This is a genomic window from Planobispora longispora (genome assembly GCF_016863135.1).
Lineage (GTDB): Bacteria > Actinomycetota > Actinomycetes > Streptosporangiales > Streptosporangiaceae > Planobispora > Planobispora longispora.
In genome coordinates this window covers 137829-162940 of the sequence record NZ_BOOH01000037.1, presented here as the reverse complement: position 1 = coordinate 162940, position 25112 = coordinate 137829, and the positions used below count along the sequence as shown (strand labels likewise).

The following is a 25112-nucleotide window of genomic DNA, read 5'->3' as shown; positions in this document are numbered from 1 at the left end:
CTCAGCTGCCGATCTCCCGGGTGAAGCCGGGCGGGATCACCACGTCGGACGGCCGCAGGTCGCGGACGGATGCGTGGCCGAGGCCCAGCAGCGCCGAGTCGATCCCGTTGCGCAGGACGTCGAGCACGTTCTCCACCCCGGCCTGGCCGTTGGCGGCCAGCCCCCACAGGTAGGCCCGCCCGATCATGACCGCCCGCGCACCGAGCGCCAATGCCTTGACCACATCGCTACCACGCCGGACGCCTCCGTCCAGCAGCACCTCGACCTGTGAGCCGACCGCCTCGGCGATGGCCGGCAGCAGCCGGATGCTGGCCGGGATGCCATCCAGGTTGTTGCCCCCGTGATTGGACACCGAGATCGCGGTGGCTCCGGCATCCACGGCCCGGCGGGCGTCATCCAGGCGGCCGATGCCTTTGATCATGAACGGGCCGTCCCACCGTTCCCGCATCCATTCGACGTCTTCCCAGGTGGGGGGCGGTGTCTGCATCCATGTGCCATAGGCGCCGAAGAACGTCGGGGGCGTTTGCCCGGCCGGGACCACGTTGGGCACCGCCAGGTCGGGCAGGCGGCCGGATCTGACGAAGTCAAGGAGCCAACCTGGCCGGGCCAGCGCCTGAGGTGCCAGCTTGACCATCGCCTTGAGGTCCAGCCGGTCGGGAATCCACGGGCTGCCCCAGTCGCGGCCGTGGGAGAACGTCCAGTCCAGTGTCACGATCAGGCCTTTGACGCCGGCGGCCCGGGCACGCTCCATCTCCGCCGTCATGGACTCCTTGGTGCCCATCCAGTACATCTGGAAGAAGGTCTGGGGGTTGGCCGCGACGACCTCCTCGACCGGCTTGCTGGCGAAGTTGCTCAGCCCCATGATCGTCCCGCGGGCGGCGGCCGCGCGCGCGACCGCCACCTCGGCGTCCGGATGCACGGCCTGCACGCCGGTGGGCGAGATGAGCACCGGCAGCGACACGGGCTGGCCCATCACGGTGGTGGACAGGTCACGCTTGGCGGGCAGGTCCGCGACATGGGGCACGAAACCGAGCTCGGCGAAGGCGCCCACGTTGTCGCGATAGGTCACGCCTTTCTCCGAGCCGGCCAACAGCGCCGAATACACCGACCTGGGCAGGCGGCGCCGGGCCCTGCTCTGCGCGGCGGCCACCGTTTCGAACCAAGCAGCCATCACAAACCTCGTTCCGAAGAGACGACCAACCCGGCCAGAGGACTCTCCGCGCAGGCGCGCACCGGCGGAGCGGCGGGGCGTGGGCCGATCTGTACCGGGACACGGCGGGAGTGGTCCTGGCTGGGACGGGGCACCGTCCGCCCGGCCGCGGCCAGCGCGTCGGCCGCGTGCCCCTGCACGCATTCGGGATCGGGCCCGTCCAGCGGCAGGCCGGTGAAGAACTTCGCCGCCATGCACCCGCCCCGGCAGGAGTCGAAGAAGGCGCATCCCGTACAGGCGCCGGAGGTCTGCGGCGAACGCAGCTCCGTGAACAGCTCTGACTCGCGCCACACCTGGGCGAACCCTCCCGCCGACAGCAGATTGCCTGCGTGGAAGCGGTCGTGAATCGCGAACGGGCACGCGTACACGTCTCCGATCGGATCGATCAGGCACACCACCCGGCCCGCGCCGCACAGGTTCAGCCCGGGCAGCGACTCGCCATAGCCGGCCAGATGGAAGAACGAGTCGCCGGTCAGCACGTCCTCACCCGACCTCAGCAGCCATTCGTACAGATCACGCTGCTGTTCAGCCGTCGGGTGCAGATCGTCCCACACATCCGCGCCGCGCCCGGAGGGGCGCAACCGGGTGAGCCGGAGCGTCGCTCCGTGCTCATCCGCGATCGCCTTGAAGTCATCGAGCTGGCTTGCGTTCTCACGGGTGACGACCACCGACAGCTTCGCGTCCTCGAATCCGGCGGCGGCCAGGCTGTCCAGTGCCCGCATCGCCGTCGCGTACGAACCAGGGCCCCGCACCCGGTCGTTCACCTCGGCCGTGGCGCCATCCAGGGACACCTGCACGTCGACATAGTCGGTGGCCGCCAGGTGTCGGGCCCGCTCGGGCGTGAGGCGCACTCCGTTGGTCGAGAACTTCACCCCGACCCGGCGGCTCACCGCGTAGTCCAGCAGGTGCCAGAAGTCCGGCCGGATCGTCGGTTCCCCGCCGCCGATGTTGACGTAGAAAACCTGCATGGCCTGCAGCTCGTCGATCACCGCCTCGCACTGTCGTGTGCTCAGCTCGCGGGGGTCTCGCCGTCCCGACGAGGAAAGACAGTGCACGCACGACAGATTGCAGGCGTAGGTGAGTTCCCAGGTCAGGCAGATCGGGGCGGCAAGGCCGTATTCGAACCGCTTGACGAGCCCTCCGCTGGCCGTACCGGTCCTGCCTGCTGCCGGCTGCGCGTCCGGGCTCGTGTTCGACTGTGTGCGTGGGGTGCCGGACGTACGGCGTCTGATCATGTCGGCGGCGGCCAGGCCGCGCAGCGCAGAGGAATAAGCGGGCCACTGCTCCGGGGATACCCCCGCCAGGACCAGTGCGGCACGAGCGTCGGGCTGATCGGCGAGTGCAGTGACGACGGATACCAGCTCCGGGCGTTTGATGAAGGACAAACGCCGGTTGCCGAAGTGGTAAGCCAGTGCTCCGAACGGCTCCGGCCGCAATGCCACGCTGGGAGACAGCTCCCAGGCGTCATTCAACAAATTTGTCATCGCGTAGTCCGATCCTGGCTAGTAAACGCCGCACATGCCATCGATCGACACATCTTCGAGCAGCATGTCCTCTGTGAGCACTTCAGACTCCTGAGTGGTCTGCTCGGGGTGGTCGTTTGCGCTGATCGAGTCGTTCATGACTCCTCCTCGGTGAATGACGTTGCGGCGCCGTGGCATTTCGGCATTGCCGGATGGTCGTTTCAGGTGATGGGGCAGGGTGGGGGCGAGAGGGCTGTCTCCGGGAGCGACTATCGGCGGGGCCTCCTGAGGAGGGTCACGACAGAGCGTCAGGAATCGACCCTGCCAGCTCGGCCGCCCGAGGCATTGAGCCCGAGCGCCACCCGCTTGGAACGAGCTGCCAGCCTGGGGGTGATCCGGTTTGACGGACATCCGAGATCAGGGGCTCGTCCCCCAAAGGATGTCCATGATGGAGCACATGGCAGGGGAGGGAAGAAACCGCGTCCTCGCCGCTCGGTTACCCGTGAGTTCAAGAACGTGCAGTGCCCGCACAGCAGCCTGGGCTGCCGTAGCCCGGCCGGCTATGGGACCGCCTGCGCGATCTGACCACCACGACGGTGGTGTCCGTCGAAGCGGAACAAGCTCAGCCCCGTTGAGATATGGCGTGAATGCACTGATCACCAGACAGTGCGGACACGCGTGATGGTGTGCTCGCCTTTCATCCGGCGAGGAGTCCGCCATCGACGGGGAACACCCCGCCGGTGGAATAGGCGGAAAGATCGGAGACGAGGAACACCACGAGCTTCGACACCTCTTCCGGCTCGGCGACGCGGCTGATCGGCTGGGACCACAGCCATGTGTCGAAGTCGAAGTACTCGTTCGTGGCGAAGTGCTCCATTTCGTGCTTCAGCATCTCTGTGTTCACCGCTGACGGGGCGATGGCGTTGACCCGGATGTTCTCCTTCGCGTAGGTGATGGCCATCGATCGTGTCAGCGCCACAACAGCGGCCTTGCTCGCCTGGTAGGCGGCATACCCCCACGTTCCCTTGACCGCCTGCACCGAGGCGGTGTTGACGATCACACCACCGCCCGTCGCCTTCATCGCGGGAATCGCTGAGCGGCAACCTCGCAGGACGCCCCCCGCATTGGTCTCCATGACCAATTCCCACTCGGTGTCGGAGCACTCCTCCACCGCCGACACCTCGCAGACGCCGGCGTTGTTGACCAGGATGTCGAGCGAACCCTTGGTTTTGACGAGCTCCGCGACGACCTCATTCCACTGTGCGCTGTCCCGCACGTCCAATCGCGCGTAACCGGCCTGGTGGCCCTGGTCCCGCAGCTCTTGCGCAACCGTCTTTCCCAGGTCGTCCAGGATGTCGGTGAGGAGCACGTATGCTCCCTCTCGCGCGAGGTGTTTCGCGTGGGAGGCGCCCTGTCCACGAGCGGCTCCTGTGACGATGGCGACCTTACCTTCGAGCAGCCTGTCCTTTGAGGGCACTTCGGACTCCTGGGTGGTCTGCTCGGGGCGGTCGTTTGCGATGATCGAGTCGTTCATGGCTCCTCCTCGGTGAATGGCGTTGCGGCGCCGTGGCATTTCGGCCTTGCCGGGTGGTCGTTTCAGGTGATGGGGCAGCGGGTGTCGAGAGGGCTGTCTCCGGGAGCGACTATCGGCGGGGCCTCCTGAGGAGGGTCACGACAGAGCGTCAGGAATCGACCCTGCCAGTTCGGCCGCCCGAGGCATTGAGCCCGAGCGCCACCCGCTTGGAACGAACTGCCGGCCCCGTTATGGCGATCTTGCCTTCGAGTAGCATGCACTGACCTTCTGGATCGGCCCGGTTGAGAACCGAATACGGTGATTTACGTGATGCGGAAGACGACGACTTTGCGCACCGTCTCCAGCGTCGTCCAACGACAGGTGTCTCCAGGCGCCAGCACACCGACGTCTCCGGGTCCGAATTCGAGCACCCGTCCGTCCGGGAAATCCACCCGCGACCGGCCGCTGAGGATGACGAACGACTCGTTGCCTTGGGTCTCGTCGAGGACTCCGGGTGTCATCTCCCACACCGCGCCGACCTCGCTTTTGTCCTCTCGCACCCAGAGCACAGCAACCGTGATCTGGGTTCCAGGCGTCAATCGCCCAGGGGCGACCGGATAGGTGCCCATAGGTACCTCGGTCGGCTTGAAACGTGCACTCACCATGGCGGCATTCCGATCCTGAGAAGCGCGAAGACTGGCTGGACGACTTGGTGTATGTCTGCCCACTATGGAGCCGCCCCGGATCGGCGGATTGATCTGAAACGCCACTCGATAGGTGGAGGGTGTCGCCGTGGCTGCGCATCGCCGCACGCTGTCCCCGGGTGATGCAGATCACCACGCCGTCACCCGCCTGCAGGCCTTACCTGTGCCGACCTGACCAGCGAAAGTCCCTGTCCACGACCAGCACAATGAATCCAACGGGTCAGTGGAACCCTGTCCGCCCGGCGCGACAGCAAGGCGGACGCGCTGGCCAGGTCGCGAAAACACGCCGTAGCGAACGGCTCAGCCGACCACAGAAAGATCATGAGAGGTCGAGGCGAGACGGGCGGCCACCTCGGTTGCCGCTCGCTGGCCCGACAGGATCGCGCCGTTCATGGTGCCGGACGTCTCATCGGCTGTCTCGGTGCCGGCCCAGTGCACGAGTCCGACCGGCTCACGCAGGAACGGTCCGAATGTGGTCCATGCCTTCGTCCCGACTGCCGGATTCGGCCCGCCGGGCGCGAACACGTCGTTGCCCCAGGAGAAGTCGGTGTAGTCGATGGTGTGGCGCGCGGGTTCACCGTACAGGTGGACGAGGTGCCTCACGACGCGGCGGCGGCGCTCGTCCTTGTCGTAGGCGTCGAACCCGCGTCCGTCGCAGAAGACCATGAGGATGCCGGGGCCGTCGGCGGCGGGGCTGACGTCGAAGGTGAGGAAGACGGTCTCGTCGTCGGACACTCCTTCTCCCGACAGGCCCTCGTCCCGCCAGAAGGGGCGGTCGTAGGCGACGAAGGCCTTGCTGAGCGCTCCCAGCCGCCAGCTGCGGGAGAGCCCGTAGTGGCGCTCCGGGAGGGCGGGTGTGAACTCGATGGTCGAGCGGTGTGCCGGCGACGCCGTCACGATGACGTACCGGGCTTCGATCGTGTGCTTGCCGGTCTCGACCGTGACGCGTTCACCGACTGTGGTGATGCGCTCTACCGGGGAGTCGACGAGCACACGGGACCCCAGCGTGTCGGCGAGCTTGCTGACCAGCGTGTAAGTCGTTCCCAGCACTCGGTCCTGCTGGTCGCCGCCCTCGACGGCGAGCATGTGCTCGATGCCGCCCAGGTTCTTGATGTAGCGCATCACGTTGAACAGTGACACCTCGCCGACGGGTGCACCCCAGTGCACCAGGCTGAAGACGTTCAAGAACTTCCGGGTGTCCTTCAGGGCGTGCTCCGCGGTCAGCCACTCGCCGAGCGACATCGAATCATGCCGCGCGGCATGGGGGTGCTCCCAAGGTGATGAGACGGGAAGACCGTCGGCCATCTTCTGCAGCCCGCTCATGATGCGCCAGAGGTCGAGCATCACCCAGGGCGCCAGGGCGGTGATGCCGTCGGTCTTTCGCCTGCCCCCGAAGGAGATGACCCCTTTGCCCGGGCGGAACTGGGGCACGAACTCGCAGCCGAGCCGGCTCGCGAGATCGCGTACCGCTGTGTGACCCGGCGCCACCCAGGTCGCTCCAGCATCGACGGAGACACCCGCGATCTCGGCCTTGCGGATGCGTCCACCGACGCGATCGCGGCCCTCGACGACGACGACGTCATACCCCGCCCGGGTGAGCTGATCCGCTGCCGTGAGCCCTGCGAGCCCGGCACCGACGACGACGACGTCGGCGGATCGGGTGCTGGCACTGTTCATGATCACTCCGTTCGTGTGTGGCCTGCCGGCCTCTGCCTCATCTGCCAATAACTGTACTGACGCGTCAGTACAGTTCCAAATCGATGAGGTCATTCATCGGTACGGATGATGCGGACAACCCATGATGAAGAGCGGCCCGGTCACCAGCCCCTCCACAGCGCAGACATGTCGCCCAGCCGACGGTGGGCGCCGTCGCCGTGTTGAGCGTGAGCCTGCTCACGCTCACGATGGGCATGCCGGTCCTGGACAACGCGCTGCCGGACGTGGCGGTCGAGCCGCACTCGGCATCGGACCAGCGGCTGCGGATCGTGGACGTGCGCTCCCTCGTCCTGGCCGGATCGCCCGTGTCCTTGGCCGCGATGCCGACCGCTGGGGTGCGAAGGGATGATGCTGGTTGCACCGTCTTGGTGCGGCGTCATCGACGGTGGTGTTCACCGAGACCGCCGAGGCCGTCGACTGCACGGCGCGGACGGCCTGGCACGGCGCCCGAACACCGGCTCTTGTGCGCCGGCATCGCCCGGTCAAGGCCCGCCGCGCACGGGATCGTCGCTCGACGAGCGGACAGGCCGGTCCTCGGATACCGGGCGACGCCGAACTGAGATCGTCGGTGCGCCCGAGGCGGTGCTAAGAGCCGGCAGTGGTGAGGTTCTCCAGCTCGATGCGCAGGGCGACGAGCTCGGCACGGTCGGGCTTGAGCCCCCATCCGGTCATCAGACCGGCGCCGTCGACGGCGTTGAGGATGACGGTGCGTGCTCCCACGGAGAGTCCGTCTTCGGCCATCTCCGCCTTCCAGCGGGCCCCGTCCTCGGCGACGATCTCGGGGACCCCAGGGGTGGCGGCGAGGGCGGCCAGGAGGAACAGCCGCTCGCCGACAGCGCCGATCCCGTCGCCCTCCAGTGACGCGCGGATGAAGGCGCGCGCCAGGCGGCCAGGCGCCCGGCCGTCCTCGATGCGATCCTGCACCGCCTGGTGGAACCGGGCAAGCACGTCGCGGACCAGCGCGATCCACAGCGCGTTCTTCGAGCTGTAGTGGTAGATCACGGCCCCGCGAGTCAGGCCGGCCGCGACCGCCACGTCCTCAAGGGTCGCCTTGGCCCCCTGCGACACGACGACGCCCCTCGCGGCGTCCAGGATCAACCGCTTGGTGTCCTGGGGCCCTCGTCCTGCTGTGCGTCCCATCAGTCTCTCTCACGTGCCGTAGCGATATCTCTCGGCGATCAGTGTGCCCGACCACCAGGCGACCTCATGACAGTCGGTGACCCGCAGGCGGGGGCTCATGCCCGGTGAACGGCCCGCCTGCGGCTGTTGAACCTCGTCAGTGCCGCCGGGATGGTGGCCAACAGGTCGCCGGCCCCTCCGGCGAGGGTGGCCACCCGGCTGCGTCCCTGCACCCCGGTGCTGAACTCCACGGCCCGCGCCGTGATGCTCTGCGCCGTCTTGGCGAAGGGGCGGACCTCGGCCTCGAGCCGCGCGAAGGCGGCCGTGACGTCATCGGTGTCCCGCAGGGACTCGGCCAGCGTCTTGGCGCCCTGCAACGACGCGTGCGCCCCCATCCCGGACACCGGGTCGATGCAGTGCGCGGAGTCGCCCAGGAGCACGACCCGGCGGGTGTACCAGCGTGGCAGCCGCACCTGCGAGAACCGGGTCAGCTTGGTGTCTCGAGACTTCCGTGCCGCCACCGCGACTGCGCGCATGTCCGGGCCCAGGCGCTCGACCATGTCACAGACCCGCTCGACCAGCATCGGCTCGTCCGGCGTGGTCGCGCTCGGCACGGGAACAACCGCCATGACCGACGTCTGGTCGGTGTCCAGGAACGGGTAGATCAGCGACAGCATCCCTTCACGGGACGCGATCACCGCACGCCCGTCGGGCAGGGGCGCATCGGCGTTGATCCACACGTGGGACAGGCCATTGAGGTACACGCTGTGCGCTTGGGAGGCCAACGTCAGCCGGCGCACCGTCGAGTGCAGCCCGTCCGCCCCGACCACCATGTCGAATGACTCGGTCGAACCGTCGCTGAACCGGGCCAGGACGTCGTGGCTACGGTGCTCCAGCGCCTCGAGCCCGACGCCCAGCCGCGTCTGTACCGTGGCGGGCAGGTGCGCAAACAGTCTCGACAGCAGAACCGAACGGCGAGCAAGGCGCCACTCGCCGTCACCGTCGATCGTGAGCTCGCGGACCCTGCGGGTGCCCCACCGCACCGACATCGCCGGCGCCGCGAAGGTCACCTGGTCGATGATCTCCTGGCCGCCCATGAGTCGCAGGACCCGCACCGCTTGAGCGTCCAGCTGCAGGAGGTAGCTGCTCGGGTACGGCTCGGCCTCCTTGTCTACGAGCACGACCTCCCACCCCTCGTGTTCCAACCACCACGCCGCGGCGCACCCGGCCATCCCGCAGCCCACCACCAGAGCCCGTCGGTGAACGGGCCCCACCGTCTCGAATGCCATACACACTCCAAACTAGTCTGACTCGTCAGTATAGTTATGAAGGGGAGGCTGTCCAGGTGGTGGTGTGTTCTTACACTCCCGCAACCGAACGGCCAGTGACGTTAAGGAGCCTGGCGAGGGCGGCCGAGATACTTCGGGAAGCGGCCACAGCGATCTTGATTGGCGGTGGCCTGGAGCTTCAGGCGGCGGTCCGGCCGCTCAGGGCTGATCCTCTCGGAGCGCCGAGTCGGCACGCGGAAACCGTTGGCGCCGAGAATGACCATGGCATGACCCCAAGATCGGATAATCGTTCGCCGACGAGGTGGCGGGTACGGCACAGTGCTTCATGACGGATAAGGGCCTGGATGCCGACATCAGCAGCATCGCCGAGCAGACCAACCTGCTGGCGCTGAACGCCACCATCGAGGCGGCGCGCGCCGGGGAGGCGGGCAAGGGATTTGCGGTCGTGGCGACCGAGGTCAAGGACCTGGCTCAGGAGACCGCCAAGGCCACCGAGGAGATCAGCCGCAAGATCGCCGCGATCCAGGCCAGCAGCGGCGAGGCGGCACAGGCGCTGTCGGAGATCACCGGGATCGTCGAGCAGATCAACGAGCACCAGATGACGGTGGCCTCGGCCGTTGAGGAGCAGACCGCGACTCCGCAGGAGATCACCCGCAGCGTCGACCAGGCGGCCACCGGCATGGACCACATCGCGCGCAGCGTCACCGACGTCTCGCACGCGGCGGGGGAGTCCAACGCCGGTGCAGTGCAGGCGGCCGGGGCAGCGCAGCAGCTGGCCGACCTGGCCCGTGGCCTGGACCGGTCGATCGCGCACTTCCGCGTCTGAATCAGCCCGGCGGGTGGGGTGGCCTCTCCATCAGGTGCTCGAAGACGCCAACCGTGGCCCAGAAGCGAAACCGATCGTAGACGGTGGACCACGGGTCCGTACTCGGCAGGCAGATCTCGCCACGGACTGCCGGTGTGAAACCGCCGCATCACCGCGTTGAACTGCTGCTGCAGGTCCGGGACCGAGTTCCGCTCACCCAGGGGCAGATGCGGTTCGATCAAGGATCATTCCTCATTGGTGAGGTCGCCACACGCCATGGCCTACCAGGAGCGGAGGCCAGAGCGCAGACGAATTCCTCTGATCTCGACTCCGTACAGGCCCTAAGAGCCCACCGCCAAGTGGGACAGCCGGGGAACCACCTCTGATCCGAGGAGTTCGAGGCTACGCCGGTATCTCTCCGGCTCCTGGCCGCGGCCCGGGGCACCCATGAGGAGCGTGCCGAAGCCGCCTACCTCGGCATGGAGTTTCTCGATCTTCTTGACGACCGTCTCCGGCGAGCCGACGAGGAAGAAGTTGTCCACGAGCCATTCCAGGGAGAGGTCCTGCTCGGGCACGGCTGTTCCCGCCAGAAGCGAGCCCAGTCCGAGGTCTTTGAACAATGGGAGGTTGACCTCGGACCAGACCTCACCCAGAGGGCCACTCAGAGCCTGCTGTCGGGCCTCTTCATCGGTGTCGGCGAGCCAGAGGTCCCTCGTGACGCGCCAGTTCGATCGGTCTGGGACGTGCCCGGCGCTCTTGGCCGCCTCGGCATAAGTCTCCCAGTGCTGGATCAGCGTCTCACTCGAGACTTCCTGGCTGACCGGGCTGTAACCACGCCTGCCCGCCTCGGCGAGAGTCGGTGACCTGGATTGCATGCCGGTCATCAGGATCTCGGGATGGGGCCTCTGGAAGGGCTTGAGATGCGGACCGTTCACGCTGGAGGAGAACTGGGGCATGTCGGCGGTCCAGTACCGCCCGTCGATACGCCAAGGCCCAGGCTTGGTGAAGATCGCATGGATGATGTCGAGACCCTCGGCGAGCATGCGCGCGTTCTCCCCGCCCGTCCCGAACAGCTGCGCATCCGTCGGAAAGGCGCCTGGAGCGACACCGGCGACGTATCGCCCGCCAGTCAGATGATCCATCCACATCATCCTGTGAGCCAGCGCCACAGGGTTGTGATACGGGATGAGATGTCCAAGGGCTCCGAGCCGAACGCGAGTCGTGGTCTGCGAAGCCGCAGCGATCATCAGTTCGGGCGCGGGACTCGGCTCGTGGCCAAGGGTGTGGTGCTCGGCGAAGAAGACTTCGTCGAGACCGTACTGATCGGCCCATGAAGCGACTTGGAGGTCCCAGGCGATGACGTCGGAGACGCTGTCCGTACCGGCCGCGTAATCCAACGCGTACGGAACGCACAAGATCGAAAATTTCACTCTTGACCCTCCACGGGATCGATCGAACGCTGGATGGGAGGCTTCAGAACCTCACGTCGACACCTACGGACGGGTAGCCGAGCGCCAGGGGCGCCGGAACGGTTGGCGTGACCCGCCCGCGCTCTCACATGACCGCGGTACGCCTTCGAGCATCAGCCTCGACGTACGGCGTCGGTCACCAGTGCGCGGCTTCGAGGCCGGCGAGACTGTCGGCACTCACGCCCTGCACGTGCCGGAGACCGCGGAAGCCGCTGGCAAAGAAGACCATGGGGTCGTCCGCATGTGATTCAACCTGGAGCCGGAGGATCTCCAGAACGACGATCTCGTGGTCGCCTGCCTGGTGCGACTCGCGAATCGCGCACTCGAACCACGCGTGAGTGCCGCCGATGACGACGGCCTCGGAGGGCAACCGGGTGACCTCCAGGCCGGCGAATCGATCGGCCTCTTTAGAGGCGAGTCGTTGAGCGTGGGCCTGCTGCGCTCGGCTCAGCACGCTCACGCCCACCACGCCCGCCTCCCGCAGTCGCGGCCAGGTCGTCGACGACAACTGGATGCACACGCTGAGCAGGGGCGGATCGAGCGACACCGGCATGAACGCCGAGACGGCCATGCCCACCGGCTCCGTCCCATGCATCGCGCAAACCGCGACCACGCCCGTGGGAAATTTTCCGAACGCGGTCCGAAGAAGACGTCCGTCCAGGGGGACCTCAGCATTGTTGTGCGTCATCGGTCGACTCCTCAGCCGTAATCACCGCAGGTGGCATCCGAAAGTGTTCGTTGTCCCAGGGTCACCCGGATCGGCCCGGCGGGCATTGAGTCCGAGTGCCGTCTCGATGTGCGCGAGTGCCAGGCCACGTGAGCATGGCATCGTGCTGGTCAGGCCGCAGCGATGTCGAAATTCTTGTTCGCCATCTCTCCACCGTCTTCGATGATCCTGCCCATGAGGGGGCCGATCACCGGGGTGTGTATCAGGCGCAGCCAGATGCTGCGGTGAAGGTGTTCCTTGCGGTCATGGGGAGTGAAGAGCGTGCGCAGTTCCAGAGCACCTTTCTGCTCCTGGAGGACGAATGGCCGCATGCGAGCCTCCCATTTCCGCAGGGCTTCGGCCATGTTGCCCGGGTGACGGTCCAGCATGGTGCCGAGCAGTTCGCCCCCGGCGATGCCGCTGGAAGCTCCCATGCCCGAGTAGAGGGACAGGCACCAGGCGGCGTCGCCGACCAGGACGATCCGGCCGTGATGCCAGCGCGGCATCTTGACCTGATTCACCGAGTCGAACAGGACCTCCGTGGCCCCTTCGAACTTGGCCAGCAGGTGCTCCAGCAGAGCACCCGCAGGTTCGGGGCCGAAGGCTGCGCGGACGGACTCGCTCGGCGGCCGGGAGAACTCGCGATCGACATCGTCGGTGCGATAGGAGAAGAGCAGGCCTGGGGGACGGTCGTCGAAGGGGAAGGTCCATACCGAGCGTCCGGGCTCGGCCAGCACCAGCCCTTCGTTCGGGGAGAAGCCGTCGACCGGTTCGTCCAGCGTGGTGGCACCGATCATGTAGTTCAGCGGGTGCAGGTACTCCGAGTGGGAGCCGAAGACCAGTTCGCGGACGGTGGAGCGCATCCCGTCCGCACCGACGACCAGATCGAATCGGTCAGCGGTCGTGGTGGCGGTGGCAGTGTTGAGCAGGGTGACATCGACACCCTGGTCGTCCTGGACGAACTGCGTCGGCACAGTGGAATAGCGGATCTCCACATCGTCGGGCAGCGCCGAGAACAGTCCTCGCTCCACATCGCCGCGCAACAGGGTCCGTGGCCGGCCGGGCAGGTCGGCGAACCCGACCCCTGGGCGGCGGCGTCCCGCTCGGTTCACCTCGTAGGCGACGAAATCGCGGTGGGTGCGGTCCCCGATGGCCTCCAGCACACCCAGGCGCCGGGCGGAAGCGGTGCCGGCGCCGAACAATGCGATGAAGTAGCCACTGGAGCGACGTGCAGGGGCCCTTTCCAGCAGTACCGGCGACCAGCCGATCTGGTGCAACCGCACGGCGGTGGCGATTCCGGCGATGCCCAGTCCTACGACGAGGGCCCGGCGGCGCGCCTGGTTCGACATGTACAGCCTCCTTCGGTTCACCCCCTGCAGGGCCTGGACCCCGCATGAGGACTCACCGTGTTGCCTTCTGGTTCCTTCGGAGGGCGTGGACGCGCACAAGCCGATGCTCGCCGAAGCGTCCGTCGGTCACCGGAAAAACCGCCCCCACCCCTGAAAAGACCCTGTCGGCCAGCGCCCGGTTCGCCATAGGACGGACGCGTCGGCCGGTTGGACGAGGCAGACAGGCGGCACCGGGACGGTCAGAAGGTGATGAGACCGCGGATGTTCTTGCCGTCTCGCATGTCCTGATAACCCTGGTTGACCTCATCCAGCGTGTAGGTCGTGGTGATCATCTCGTCGAGCTTGAGCCGGCCTTCCTCGTAGAGGCGCAGCAGGCGGGGGATGTCACGACGGGGATTGGCGTTGCCGAAGATGCAGCCGACGAGCTCCTTGCGCTGCATCGACAGGTCGAACAGGTTGAGCTTGACGTCCTCCTGGTGGATCGGGCCGATCGCGGTGACGACGCCCCGGCCGCCCTTGGTGATCATGGTCATCATCGGGTGGATGAGGTCGCCGGTCGCGACGCCGGTGCACAGGATCGCCTTGTCGGCCATCGCGCCCCAGGTCAGCTCGCCGACCTTGGCCACAGCCTCCTCCACGGAGGCCGCCGTGTGGGTGGCGCCGAACTCGATGGCCTTGTCCCGCTTCCATTCGACCAGGTCGACGGCCAGCACGTGACGCGCGCCGGCGAGTGCGGCACCCTGCACCGCACCCATGCCGATCCCGCCCAGCCCGATGACGACCACGGTCTCCCCAGCGCGTACATCGGCTGCGTTGACCGCTGAACCCCAACCTGTCGTGACGCCGCACCCGATGAGTGCGGCCTTGTCCAGCGGAATCCAGTCATCGATCTTGACGCAGGAGCTCTCGGCCACAACCGTGTACGGGGCGAACGTCCCCGCACAGGCCATGATGCCGAGGTCGACGCCGTCCGCCGTGTGATGCCGGGCCGTCATGTCGGTGATCTGACGTCCGGCCAGCAGGAACGCGCCGAGGTCGCACAGATGCTGATAGCCGCGCGCACAAGACGGGCAGCGTCCGCATGCCGGGATGAAGGACAGGACGACATGGTCGCCCTCCTTCAGGGTCGTCACCCCGGGGCCCACCTCGACGACCTTCCCCGCGCCCTCGTGGCCTCCGATGATGGGGAACTGCTCGACGCCCATCAGCGCTGAGGTTTCCGGGTTGAGCACCATGTCGCCTGTGAGGATGTGCTCGTCAGAGTGGCACAGCCCGGAGGCCGCGAGTTTGACCTTGACCTCGCCGGCCTTCGGGTCGTCCAGCTCGATGTCCTCAACGTGCCAGGGCTTGTTCTGTTCCCACAAGACCGCTGCCCGAGTTTGCATGTTCTCACCTTTGAGGTAGGACCATCGTGGCAGTCGCGTTCGTGCCTCGACACGGCTGTCTCGATGGCGGGTTCGAATTACCGTGGAGCCGCCGTTGCCCGCTTCGGGCATCGCCGGGCGCCGCTTTGCACGTCCGCCGGGTCTCGGCCAGGTCGACGTCGATGGCGGCGAGCCATGCCCCGTCATTGCGATCCAGGCGGCACGCCACCGGGGGGATGAAGCTCCTGTCAGCGCACATCTCCATCTCTGGAGACGGCCCATGCCCTGCCGTCGTTTTCTTGAAGGAGCATCAGAGCGCTGACGGGCTGCTTCCGGCTCGGTCCGTAGTCGATTCTGCGTGAAAGCAAAGTGACGTCTATTGGCCCACAGCGCCGTCAAATCGCACGCATGCGACAAGTTCCAGACAGCTGTAACCGCCTATCGACCAGATGACCCGGCATCCCCAGCGGGGCGTCGTCCACCTTCCGTCGCCGTCACCGCGCCGGCCCTTCTGGGGGAGGTGGGGGAATGGCATCCCGGAACTACCGGCTGGCGCGCTACTTCAACGAGCAGACCGTCCTGCTCAGGCAGATTGAGGCCCATCGGCGCCCACCGGTGCCCATCCGCAAGGGGCGAAAGGCGCAGGTCTGGCACCCGCGCACCGCTCCGTCGGGAGCGCTCGCCCGCCGCCGCGCGGATCAACGCAGCCCTGAACGACCTACGCGCTCGACGAGAACGTTTCGGCGGCCTGCGCACCGCAAAGTGTTCGCACCGCAAGCCCGCATCCGGGCTTGTGAATGAGGAGGAAGTCCATGGTCTACGCCAAGCCGGGCAGCGGAGGCAGCATCGTCTCCTATGCCAAGAGCTACGACAACTTCATCGGCGGCACTTTCGTGCCCCCGGCGGATGGCCGCTACTTCGAAGACCTGTCCCCGGTGGACGGACAGGTCTTCACCCGGGTGGCCCGATCCGGAGCCGCCGACGTCGAACTCGCACTGGACGCCGCGCACGCCGCCGCCGACAAGTGGGCTGCCACCTCTGTCGCTGAGCGCGCCCTGATCCTGCACCGGATCGCCGACCGGGTGGAGGAGAACCTCGAGAAGCTCGCCGTCGCCGAGACCTGGGAGAACGGCAAGCCGGTCCGCGAGACGCTGGCCGCCGATCTGCCTCTGGTCGTCGATCACTTCCGCTACTTCGCCGGCGTGATCCGCGCCCAGGAAGGCGGTATCAGCCAGCTCGACGAGGACACCGTCGCCTACCACTTCCACGAGCCGCTGGGGGTGGTCGCCCAGATCATCCCGTGGAACTTCCCGCTGCTCATGGCCACCTGGAAGCTCGCTCCCGCGCTGGCCGCGGGCAACTGCGTGATCCTCAAACCCGCCGAACAGACCCCCGCCAGCATCCTGCTGCTGGTCGAGCTGATCGCCGACCTGCTGCCGCCCGGTGTGCTCAACGTGGTCAACGGGTTCGGCGTCGAGGCGGGCAAGCCGCTGGCGTCCAGCCCGCGGGTCGCCAAGGTCGCCTTCACCGGCGAGACCACCACCGGCCGCCTGATCATGCAGTACGCATCACAGAACATCATCCCGGTGACATTGGAGCTGGGGGGCAAGAGCCCGAACATCTTCCTGCCCGATGTCATGGCCGCCGACGACGACTTCCTCGACAAGGCGGTCGAGGGGTTCGTGATGTTCGCCCTGAACCAGGGGGAGGTGTGCACCTGCCCCTCCCGCGCGCTGATCGCCTCATCCATCTACGACGAGTTCATGGAGCGCTGCCTCGCGCGCACCAAGGCCATCGTCAGGGGGAATCCGCTGGATCCGGCCACCATGATCGGCGCGCAGGCATCCCGGGACCAGTACGAGAAGATCCTGTCCTACCTCGACATCGGCCGCGCCGAGGGCGCCCAGGTGCTGACCGGTGGAGGCTCGCGGACCGTGGAGGGCCTGGAGGGCGGGTTCTACATCGAGCCAACGGTCTTCAAGGGCACCAATGACATGCGGATCTTCCAGGAGGAGATCTTCGGTCCCGTCGTGTCGGTCACCACCTTCGACTCCACCGATGAGGCTCTGAAGATCGCCAACGAGACGCTGTACGGCCTGGGCGCCGGAGTCTGGACCCGGGACGGTTCCGCGGCGTACCGGCTGGGCCGTTCGATCAAGGCCGGCCGCGTCTGGACGAACTGCTACCACGCCTACCCGGCCCACGCCGCGTTCGGCGGCTACAAGCAGTCCGGCATCGGGCGCGAGAACCACCGAGCAATGCTCGACCACTACCAGCAGACCAAGAACCTGCTGGTCAGCTACGCTCCGCAGCGGCTCGGCTTTTTCTGACGCGCACCGAGCGGATGGGATGCCTCAGGCTCGGACCTGCGCCGGCATCCCGCTGCTTCGGCCCCTGAACACGAGAGCGGATTCCTTCGAGCCGGTGGGCACGGCTCGGCGGACCGGCCGACAGATCAACGGCTCCTCGTGTCCCCTGAAGACGGCTGCGTGCCTGAACGCACCCCACCAGGAGATCTGCCGCCATCCTCGGCCGGGTGATCGATCAGCCGGACGACGGGGGTGGCGGCCCGTTCTTTTCGCCAGGTAGATGCCCGGCCGTTCTGAGCTTGAGGCCGCCGAGCCGAAGAAAAGACTCCTGTTCGACACCTCTGCCCCGGCCCACCCCCTTCCCCCCACCCGGAACGAAGATGAGGAGTCTTCCGTGACCGAGCGCACCTATAACCTGGCCGATCTCTTGGAGATCGTCGCGACAGCGGGCCCGGACAGGCCGGCGCTGGTCGCCGGCGATGTGCGGCTGTCCTACGGGGGATTGAGCGCGCGGGCGAGCAGGGTCGGCCACCACCTGGCGCAGGCGGGTATCAGGCCGGGCGATCATGTGGCGATCCTGGCCTACAACCGGGCCGAGTGGCTGGAGTCGATGTTCGGGATACACAAGATCAGGGCGGTGCCGATCCCGGTCAACTACCGCTATGTCGCAGGTGAGCTCCGGCACGTCCTCGCCGATTCCGATTCCGTCGCGATCATCGGGGAACGCTCCCTGCTCGCCCGGGTCGAGGAGGTCCGCAACGAGCTGCCGAAGCTGAGCCACGTCATGGTCATCGAGGACGGCGGCGACGAGACGATCCCCGGCGCAGTGCCCTATGAGGAGGCGCTCGCGGCGGCCTCACCCCATGACGATTTCCCGTCACGCTCCAGTGACGACCGTTACATCATGTACACAGGCGGTACGACGGGTTACCCGAAAGGGGTGGAGTGGCGTTGTGAGGACATCTTCTTCGGCGCGCTCGGGGGCGGCAGCTCCCTGAACACCCCGATATCGCACCCCGCTCAGCTCGCGGAGGCCGCCAACAAGCCCGGCGCCGTCATTTTGAACTGCGCGCCGGTGATGCACGGGGCCGGCCAGTGGATGACGCTCATGGGCCTGTTCGTCGGGGCCAAAGTCGTGCTCTACACCGAGCGTGCGTTCAACCCCAAGGAGGCGCTGGCCCTGCTGTCCGCGGAGGGCGCGAACGTGTTGATGATCGTGGGCGACGCCATGGGCCGCCCGATCGCTGAGCAGCTGGCCAAAGGCCGGTATGACACCGGTTCGCTGTACGCGCTCTCGTCCGGTGGAGCACCGCTGACCCCCGCCGTCCGCGATGCGCTCCGCGGCCATCTCCCTGACGTCCGCTTCGTCGATAACTACGGCGCCTCGGAGACCGGTGTCGGCGGCACCTCCGCCGATGGCAGGAGCAGCGGGACCGCCAAGTTCAGGATGGGGCCCGACTGCACCGTGCTCGATGACGAGCTGCGGGTCGTCGCACCCGGCGAGATCGGCAAGCTGGCCCGCAGCGGGCACATTCCCATCGGCTACTACAACGACCCGGCCAAGACCGCGGCCACCTTTTTCACCGACAGCCAGGGCACCCGCTGGTCGATTCCCGGAGATTTCGCCACTCTTGAGCCTGACGGAACGATCGTGTTGCTCGGCCGTGGCTCCTTGGTAATCAACAGCGGTGGCGAAAAGATCTTCCCGGAGGAAGTGGAGGCGTCCATCAAGGAGCATCCCGATATCTCCGACGCGATCGTCGTCGGCGTGCCCGACGAGAGGTTCGGCCAGAAGGTCGCGGCGGTGGTCTGCGCTCACCCGGGCAAGGAGGTCTCCCTGGAGGAGCTCAACACGTTCCTGGCCGACCGGATCGCCGGCTTCAAGCTGCCTCGCAAGATCAAGGTCGTCACTGAGGTGAAGCGCACGGCCGTCGGCAAGCCCGACTACAAATGGGCCGCGTCGGTCGTCGGCTGAGCCGGTCCCCGACGCCGGGCAAGCTCGTGTGCGCTGAACCGGGCGATTCAGGGATCGCCGCGATCTGCGACTACCAGAACGCTGCTGAGTTCATAGGCGCTCTCATGGCTGTTCGCCCCTTTTCGCCCGCAGGCGGGTCGAGTCCGGCACGATGCGGGCAAGGCCGAGCGGCTCAGGAGCGGCAAGTTTGCCGAGCACCGCTCGGCGCAGCCTGCTCCCCCCCCGGGGCTCGCGACCGGATGAGGAAGCGGTGAGGGGTGCTCACGAGCGGTGTCAACCTGTCGGCGGGCCAAGGAACGGTTGATCACTTCCCGGGGCGAGGCGACGGCCCGCCCGAGTCGGGGTGACCTCCTGCGACCGACTGTCGAGCTGCCGGCGGGATCACCGCCTCCACAACATGCCGACCGGCCGGTCTGTGGTGCGCCCGCATGGCCGCACACCGTCAGTGCCCTTCTCCATGACCGTCATCCATGCTCGGAAGAGCCCGTCAACGGCCACGCCATCCGGGAGCGCAGTAAGATCCCGTCCGATCGAGGTGGTCGGACGGGATCTCGTCAACGTGCTTCAGGCCGTCTCGAGAACGGCCCCGGTGATGCGCGGCGGACTTTTCAGGTCCCGAAATGCGACGGCAGAGCCTGTCACGCACACCCGCTCTATCAACAGGTAGATGATGGCCTCGAACACCGCTTCATCAGGCGCATTCTGCGTCCCGCCCTCCCCGCGGGCGCAGCTGCGCCGACGACAGCGACGGCCGGGTGATCTCCCCGGATCCACCCGGAAGCGATTCACCGCCACACACTCTTACCCGTGCCTGACTGACGCCCGGCTCACCCCGTAGGACATCCTCTAAGGCGCCGGATCAGGAGGTGACGCGCGGGGGCGGCAGCATGGCGAAGACCTCGGCGAAGGCGGCGACGGTCTCGGCGACCTCGGCCGGGCCGTGTTCGGTGGACAGGAAGAGCCTTCCATGGGGAAGCAGATAGACGCCGCGGGCCAGCATCTCCGGAACGAGGAGGTCGTCCCACCAGTGCCAGTCGGCGGTGATGAAGTCGTCCGGGCCGGTGATCTCCGGCAGGCCGGGCGCGACGAGCGCGGTCGCGCCGATGCCGTGGACGGCGATGGTATGCCCGGTCTTGGCCGCGGCAGCCCGGATGCCTTCCACGAGGGTCCGGCTGGTGTTCTCGATCTGCGGGTACACCCCGTCCGCGCTGAGCACGTCCATCGTGGCGTCGACCGCCGCCATGGCCAGCGGGTTGCCGTTGAAGGTGCCCGAGTGCACGGTGTCCCGGGTGACGAGGTCGATGATGTCGGCGCGTCCCGCCACCGCGGAGGCCCCCAACCCGCCGCCGATGGCCTTGCCGAAGGTCGCCAGGTCGGGGGTGACCCCGAATCGTCCGGTCGCGCCGGCGAGGCCGAGCCGCAGCCCGGAGACGACCTCGTCAAAGATCAGTAGGGCTCCGTGCTCGTCGCACAGGCGGCGCAGGCCCTCGAGGAAGCCCGGAGCGGGAACCACGCTTCCGGTGTTGGACGAGGTCGGGTCCACCAGGACCGCGGCGACCCGGCCGGGTTCGGCGGCGAAGAGCGCCGCACAGGCGTCGAGGTCGTTGTAGAGGCCGACTCGCAGGTCGGCCAGCGAGGACGCGGGCTGCCCCGCAGAATGCGGGATGGCGCTTCCCCCGCCACCGTAGACGACGACGCTGGCGAAGACGGTGTCATGCCAGCCGTGGTACCCGCCGCCGAGCTTGATGACGACATCGCGGCCGGTGTGGGAACGCGCCAGGCGCAGTGCGATCTGCACGGCCTCGGTGCCGGTATTGGACCACAGCAGCCGCTCGGCCCATCCCAGCGCGGCGAGGAACTTCTCGGCCGCGACGATCTCGGTGAGGTTCCCGCCGCCGAACAGGGTTCCCCGATCGAGTTGCGCTTTGACCGCCGCGCCGACCTGCGGGTGCGCATGTCCCAGCAGGAGCGGCCCCCAGCCCAGGACGTAGTCGATATAGCTGTTGTCCTCGATGTCGACGATGCGCGGTCCGTTACCCGAAGCGAAGTAGATCTGGTGGGGCTTGACCGAGCTGCGCACGCTCGACGTCACGCCTCCACCGATGCTTCGCTGCGCCCGGTCCAGCGCCGTCTTCGACGCGCTCCACTGCGACACCATGCCACTTCCTCCTGCGCGAGACCAGAGTTCTCGGACCGCGTCCGCGTCCGCGATCCGATCGTGCGGAACGCCGCGTCCTGATCCGACTCTGGCATCGGCGGCCGCGGGATCATTGACGACGAGTGCCAGCTTGTAGAAGCAAGGCGTCCGTCGCTACGGACGGGGTTTCGGCTGGACGGCAGGGCAAGGAAGTCCATGGTCGACCAGTCGGCCGGATCGGAAGGTCGCGTCACCTGAGGTGCGGCCGTCACGCAGGACAGAGCATGCAGGGCGGCAGCCCCGTCCAACGTTTTGGCGCGTTCGCTCAATGAGTTGTGGACGCTGCGACCGATAGTCGGAACACCGTCCATGGCGTGCGGAGCTTGTATCGCCAAGTGGGGCGACAGCGGTATCCCGGATGGAACGGCGGTCGGTTCCTTCACCCCGGTCTCCCCGGAACCGCCTTTCGTCTATCCGGTCCTCACACCGCTCCCGCGACTCCTGCCGGGATGTGAAAGGCATCAAGCGCGAGAGAAATGGGGTGGGGTCAATGGGCCTCCGTTCGGTCCCGGCGGTCGACGGCCGCCCCGACGTGCTGATCGTCGGGGCCGGGGGAGCGGGTGCGGTGCTCGGGGCGAGGCTCAGCGCCGATCGGAGCCGGTCGGTGCTGGTCCTCGAAGCAGGGCCGGTCCCGGTCGGCGGATTCTCCGCCGACCTTCTCGACGCGCGGCTGGTGCCAGGTGCACGGCCCCGTCTGACCACCACGAACGCTTATCCGGCAGAGCTCGCGCCGGGGCGGCCCTATATGGCGGTTCGCGGGAAGGTGCTCGGCGGCTCGACGACGGTCAACGGCGGCTACTTCATCCGGGCACGGGAGTCTGACTTCGCCCGCTGGGCGGCGGCGTCCGGAGATGCCCGCTGGTCCTACGAGGCGGCGCTTCCTTTGCTGCGGCGGCTGGAGAACGATCTCGACATGGGGGAGTCGGACCTGCACGGCGGGACCGGGCCGATCAAGGTCCGGCGGACTTCGCTCACCCACCCCGCTGCGCACGCCTTCGCGGAGGCCGCACGGGAACTGGGTCATACCGCAGAAGCCGACAAGAACGCCCAAGGTCCCCCGGGGTTCGGGCCGGTTCCCACCAATGTGGCCTGCGGCGTGCGGATCAACACCGGGGCCGCCTACCTGTTGGGCATCATCTCCCGGCCGAACCTCGCCGTACACGGCGACTGCACCGTGCGTTCCATCGTGCTGCGACGGGGACCGGGTGGCCTGCGCGCGACGGGTGTCCTGGCGGTCCGGGACGGTCATGCCGAGGTGATCGAGGCAGGCCGGGTCATTGTGTGCGCCGGGGCGTTCGGCTCGGCGCACCTGCTGCAGGTGTCGGGGATCGGCCCGGCCGAGGTGCTGACCGCCGCCGGAATCCAGGTCGTCCACGACCTTCCGGCCATCGGCGCCGCGTTCAGCGACCATCCACAGGTCGTCGTCGAGTGGGTGCCCAACCGTACGCTGCCGGAGCCCGAGGACAGCTGGCTGGGCGGGGCGCTCCACCTGGGCTCGGGGGGAGGCGAGCCTGGCGACCTGGAGATCCTTCAGTCGCTCGTGCCTATGGCGGGACTCGTCAGGGGCCAGACCACGGCGCCGGGGGCGCCGCATGCGTTCCTCGTCTCGGTGCAGACTCCCCGGCCGCTCGGCCGGTTGCGCGCGCTCTCGCCCGACCTGGACACTCCACCCCGCATCTGCTACGGCTATCTGGCCGAACCGGAAGATCGCCGACGGCTGCGCCAAGCGGTCAGGGCGACAGCGGCGATCTTGGGATCGGCCGCGTTCGCCGAGCTGACCGCCGAGCGGGCCGAGGTCGTCGATCTGGACGACACGGGGCTCGACGAGTGGATCGCCACCCGGCTCGGCACGTCGCAGCACACCTGCGGGACCGTCCCGATGGGCCGCTCCGGTGACCCGGCGGCGGCCGTGGACGGGAGCGGCGCGGTCCATGGAGTGGCCGATCTGACCGTCGCGGACACGTCGATCCTGCCGGCCGCCCCCCTACGCGGCCCGGCGAACTCGGCCGTGCTGGTCGGAGAGGTGATCGCGGAGGCGCTGGCCTGAGTACCCGCAAAAGAGCGGCCGTCCGGAGCAACCTGTCCATGCGGATCAGGCCAGGGATTGGGAGCGGCTTCATCGAAGTCCCGAAAGGCCGACGTGCAGGCAGACCGGTGCGCAGCGGCGCACTGCGCCGACACCGTGGCACGCAGACGCAATGCGTAGATCGGCACAACGGCCAGACTTTCGGCGTATGCCGGGCGGCGCCGAGGTTCGCACACGCCGACCGGTTGCGGAGGGGGACCGAAAGTGCTTGACGACAGCGGCGCCACACAAGCAGATGCCAAGGAGCCCGTCCTGGGCGATGCCGCGCCCAAAGGCGGCAGGCAGCGCCGGGAGCGCTGCCGGGAGGGCACCGAGGAGGGATCTCCTCGGCTGGTACTGCTGACGATGGCGAGCGCCGGATTCCTCTTGTCGATGATCCAGAGCACTGTGGTGCCGGCTTTGCCGTTGATGGCCAGCCAGTTGAATACCTCGCTCACCACAGTGGCATGGGCGACCACCGTCGTTCTGCTGAGTGCTTCCGCCATGACGCCTTTGATGGGAAGGCTGGGAGACGTCCACGGCCACAAAGTGGCATTCATCGGCGTGCTGACCGTGGCTCTGGCAGGCAGCCTTCTCGGGGCTCTCACCCACAGCGTGGGACTGCTGATCCTGGCGCGAGCGCTCCAAGGCGTGAGCCTGGGTCTCTTCCCGCTCGCCATGAGCGTCCTCCACCGGGAGATGCCCTCACACCGGCTGGCCGGCTCCATGGCCATCACCGCGTCCGCGATGAGCGTCGGCGGATGTCTCGCCCTCGTCGCGGGAGGGCTGCTGACACTGAACGGCGCGGACTATCGCCGCATCTTCTGGCTCAGCGTGGTGCTGTGCTGTCTCGTCCTGCTGCTCGCGACGCGGCTTCCACGACGGCGCGGGCCGGGCGGACGGGTGGACTATGCGGGCGCCGCGCTGCTGGCCTCGGGCCTCCTGGCGCTGCTGCTGCCGATCTCCCAAGGTGAACGCTGGGGGTGGGCCTCGGCTCCCGTACTCGGGCTCTTCGGCATCGCGGCGTTCGCACTCTGTGCCTTCGTCTGGTCTCAGGCTCGATCGTCGCAACCACTGGTCGCCGTCGGCATGCTCAAGAACGGCCCCGTGCTGGCGGCGAACATCGCCGGCTTCTGTGTCGGTCTCGCCATGCTGGTGCTCTACATGGGGGCCACCTACTTCGTTCAGGCGCCGACCGGTTCTGGATACGGCTTCGCCGCAGACGGTCTCCGCACGGCGTTCGTCTACATGTTGCCGGGTGCTATCGCCGCCATTCTGGCCGGTCCCATCCTCGGATCGTTGGTTCAGCGATTCGGCCCCAAGATCATTCTGGTGTTGGGCAGCCTCGTCGGTCTCGGGGCGATGCTCATGTTCACGCTCCGGCATGCCACGACCGCCGAGGTCGTGATCGCCATCATGGTCGGTGACCTCGCCATCGCCGCTGCCTATGCCTCGATGCCGGTGTTGTTGGTCGCGCACGTGCGGCCGGAAGAGACCGGGGTCGCTAACTCGATCAACTCGATCACGCGCACCATCGGCGGGGCCGTCGGCGCAGCAGTGGTGGGGGCTCTGCTGGTGAGCGACGTCAAGATGGTCGTCACCGGGACAGGACCGATCGAATTGCCGACCGAGGACGTCTACAACAAGATCTTCCTGCTCGGGGCCGTCTTCTTCGTCGGGGCCGCCGTGGCGGCCGCACTCGTCAAGACGCCACGTCTCCGGGACGGCAGATAAATCATTGGCCGCATTCCGATCGACCTCAGTGAGATCCGTTGGCCTCCCACCCGATGCCACATCGGCACGGGGCGGAAAAAGCGGGCACGATCTGCGCCCGACCGCACCGCCACGGAGAAGCACCA

General features: G+C 67.4%; 18 protein-coding genes. 5 read left to right on the top strand and 13 right to left on the bottom strand.

The features are described 5' to 3' along the window. Window position 1: 1 nt before the first annotated feature. From mftD to Plo01_RS22815, 8 genes are all read right to left on the bottom strand, one after another. Window positions 2-1171: a pre-mycofactocin synthase MftD gene (gene mftD / locus Plo01_RS22855; RefSeq protein ID WP_203892707.1), complete on the bottom strand. Its 1170-nt coding sequence runs from the start codon at window positions 1169-1171 to the stop codon at window positions 2-4. After that, window positions 1171-2694: a mycofactocin radical SAM maturase gene (gene mftC / locus Plo01_RS22850; RefSeq protein WP_239316859.1), complete on the bottom strand. Its 1524-nt coding sequence runs from the start codon at window positions 2692-2694 to the stop codon at window positions 1171-1173. Before mftC ends, mftD begins: the two co-directional genes overlap by 1 nt. Window positions 2695-2712: 18 nt before the next feature. Further along, window positions 2713-2832, bottom strand: coding sequence for a mycofactocin precursor MftA (gene mftA / locus Plo01_RS22840; RefSeq protein ID WP_184946562.1), 120 nt, complete (start codon window positions 2830-2832; stop codon window positions 2713-2715). 538 nt (window positions 2833-3370) lie between these two features. After that, complete coding sequence (locus tag Plo01_RS22835) at window positions 3371-4207, bottom strand: SDR family NAD(P)-dependent oxidoreductase (RefSeq protein ID WP_203892706.1); 837 nt, start codon at window positions 4205-4207, stop codon at window positions 3371-3373. Between the two features lie 302 nt (window positions 4208-4509). Then, on the bottom strand, window positions 4510-4815 hold the full coding sequence (locus Plo01_RS22830) for a cupin domain-containing protein (protein ID WP_189244072.1): 306 nt from the start codon (window positions 4813-4815) through the stop codon (window positions 4510-4512). A 375-nt stretch (window positions 4816-5190) separates the two neighbouring features. After that, a complete protein-coding gene (locus tag Plo01_RS22825; protein ID WP_203892705.1) occupies window positions 5191-6567 on the bottom strand; it encodes a flavin monoamine oxidase family protein in 1377 nt (458 codons plus the stop codon). A 624-nt stretch (window positions 6568-7191) separates the two neighbouring features. After that, window positions 7192-7746 (bottom strand): TetR/AcrR family transcriptional regulator, encoded by a 555-nt coding sequence (locus tag Plo01_RS22820; RefSeq protein ID WP_203892704.1) that lies wholly within the window; start codon window positions 7744-7746, stop codon window positions 7192-7194. A 95-nt stretch (window positions 7747-7841) separates the two neighbouring features. After that, on the bottom strand, window positions 7842-9014 hold the full coding sequence (locus Plo01_RS22815; RefSeq protein WP_239316864.1) for an FAD-dependent oxidoreductase: 1173 nt from the start codon (window positions 9012-9014) through the stop codon (window positions 7842-7844). A 325-nt stretch (window positions 9015-9339) separates the two neighbouring features. On the opposite strand from Plo01_RS22815, the gene Plo01_RS22810 reads away from it, so the two are divergent. Next, window positions 9340-9840, top strand: a complete 501-nt coding sequence (locus tag Plo01_RS22810; protein WP_203892702.1) for a methyl-accepting chemotaxis protein — start codon at window positions 9340-9342, stop codon at window positions 9838-9840. A 320-nt stretch (window positions 9841-10160) separates the two neighbouring features. On the opposite strand, the gene Plo01_RS22805 is transcribed toward Plo01_RS22810, so the two are convergent. From Plo01_RS22805 to Plo01_RS22790, 4 genes are all read right to left on the bottom strand, one after another. Then, on the bottom strand, window positions 10161-11249 hold the full coding sequence (locus Plo01_RS22805; RefSeq protein ID WP_203892701.1) for an LLM class flavin-dependent oxidoreductase: 1089 nt from the start codon (window positions 11247-11249) through the stop codon (window positions 10161-10163). A 175-nt stretch (window positions 11250-11424) separates the two neighbouring features. Next, the gene (locus tag Plo01_RS22800; protein ID WP_203892700.1) at window positions 11425-11976 is read right to left on the bottom strand and encodes a flavin reductase family protein; all 552 of its coding nucleotides are present in this window, start codon (window positions 11974-11976) and stop codon (window positions 11425-11427) included. A 149-nt stretch (window positions 11977-12125) separates the two neighbouring features. After that, window positions 12126-13343: an FAD-dependent monooxygenase gene (locus tag Plo01_RS22795; protein WP_203892699.1), complete on the bottom strand. Its 1218-nt coding sequence runs from the start codon at window positions 13341-13343 to the stop codon at window positions 12126-12128. A 239-nt stretch (window positions 13344-13582) separates the two neighbouring features. After that, entirely contained in the window at window positions 13583-14839 is a 1257-nt protein-coding gene (locus Plo01_RS22790; RefSeq protein ID WP_239316857.1) for an NDMA-dependent alcohol dehydrogenase, read from the bottom strand. A 680-nt stretch (window positions 14840-15519) separates the two neighbouring features. Here Plo01_RS22790 and exaC point away from each other — a divergent pair. Together exaC and Plo01_RS22780 are read left to right on the top strand one after the other, a co-directional pair. Continuing rightward, window positions 15520-17037 carry an acetaldehyde dehydrogenase ExaC gene (exaC, locus tag Plo01_RS22785; RefSeq protein WP_203892698.1) on the top strand — a complete coding sequence of 506 codons (1518 nt, stop codon included), beginning with the start codon at window positions 15520-15522 and terminating at the stop codon, window positions 17035-17037. 373 nt (window positions 17038-17410) lie between these two features. Further along, window positions 17411-18991, top strand: coding sequence for an acyl-CoA synthetase (locus tag Plo01_RS22780; RefSeq protein ID WP_239316855.1), 1581 nt, complete (start codon window positions 17411-17413; stop codon window positions 18989-18991). A gap of 859 nt (window positions 18992-19850) precedes the next feature. Here Plo01_RS22780 and Plo01_RS22775 read toward each other — a convergent pair. Next, window positions 19851-21149, bottom strand: a complete 1299-nt coding sequence (locus Plo01_RS22775) for an aspartate aminotransferase family protein (protein ID WP_203892696.1) — start codon at window positions 21147-21149, stop codon at window positions 19851-19853. 529 nt (window positions 21150-21678) lie between these two features. Here Plo01_RS22775 and mftG point away from each other — a divergent pair. Both mftG and Plo01_RS22765 read left to right on the top strand, forming a co-directional pair. Continuing rightward, window positions 21679-23235: a mycofactocin dehydrogenase MftG gene (gene mftG, locus Plo01_RS22770; RefSeq protein ID WP_203892695.1), complete on the top strand. Its 1557-nt coding sequence runs from the start codon at window positions 21679-21681 to the stop codon at window positions 23233-23235. 243 nt (window positions 23236-23478) lie between these two features. Continuing rightward, entirely contained in the window at window positions 23479-24987 is a 1509-nt protein-coding gene (locus tag Plo01_RS22765; protein WP_203892694.1) for an MFS transporter, read from the top strand. Window positions 24988-25112 lie beyond the last annotated feature (125 nt).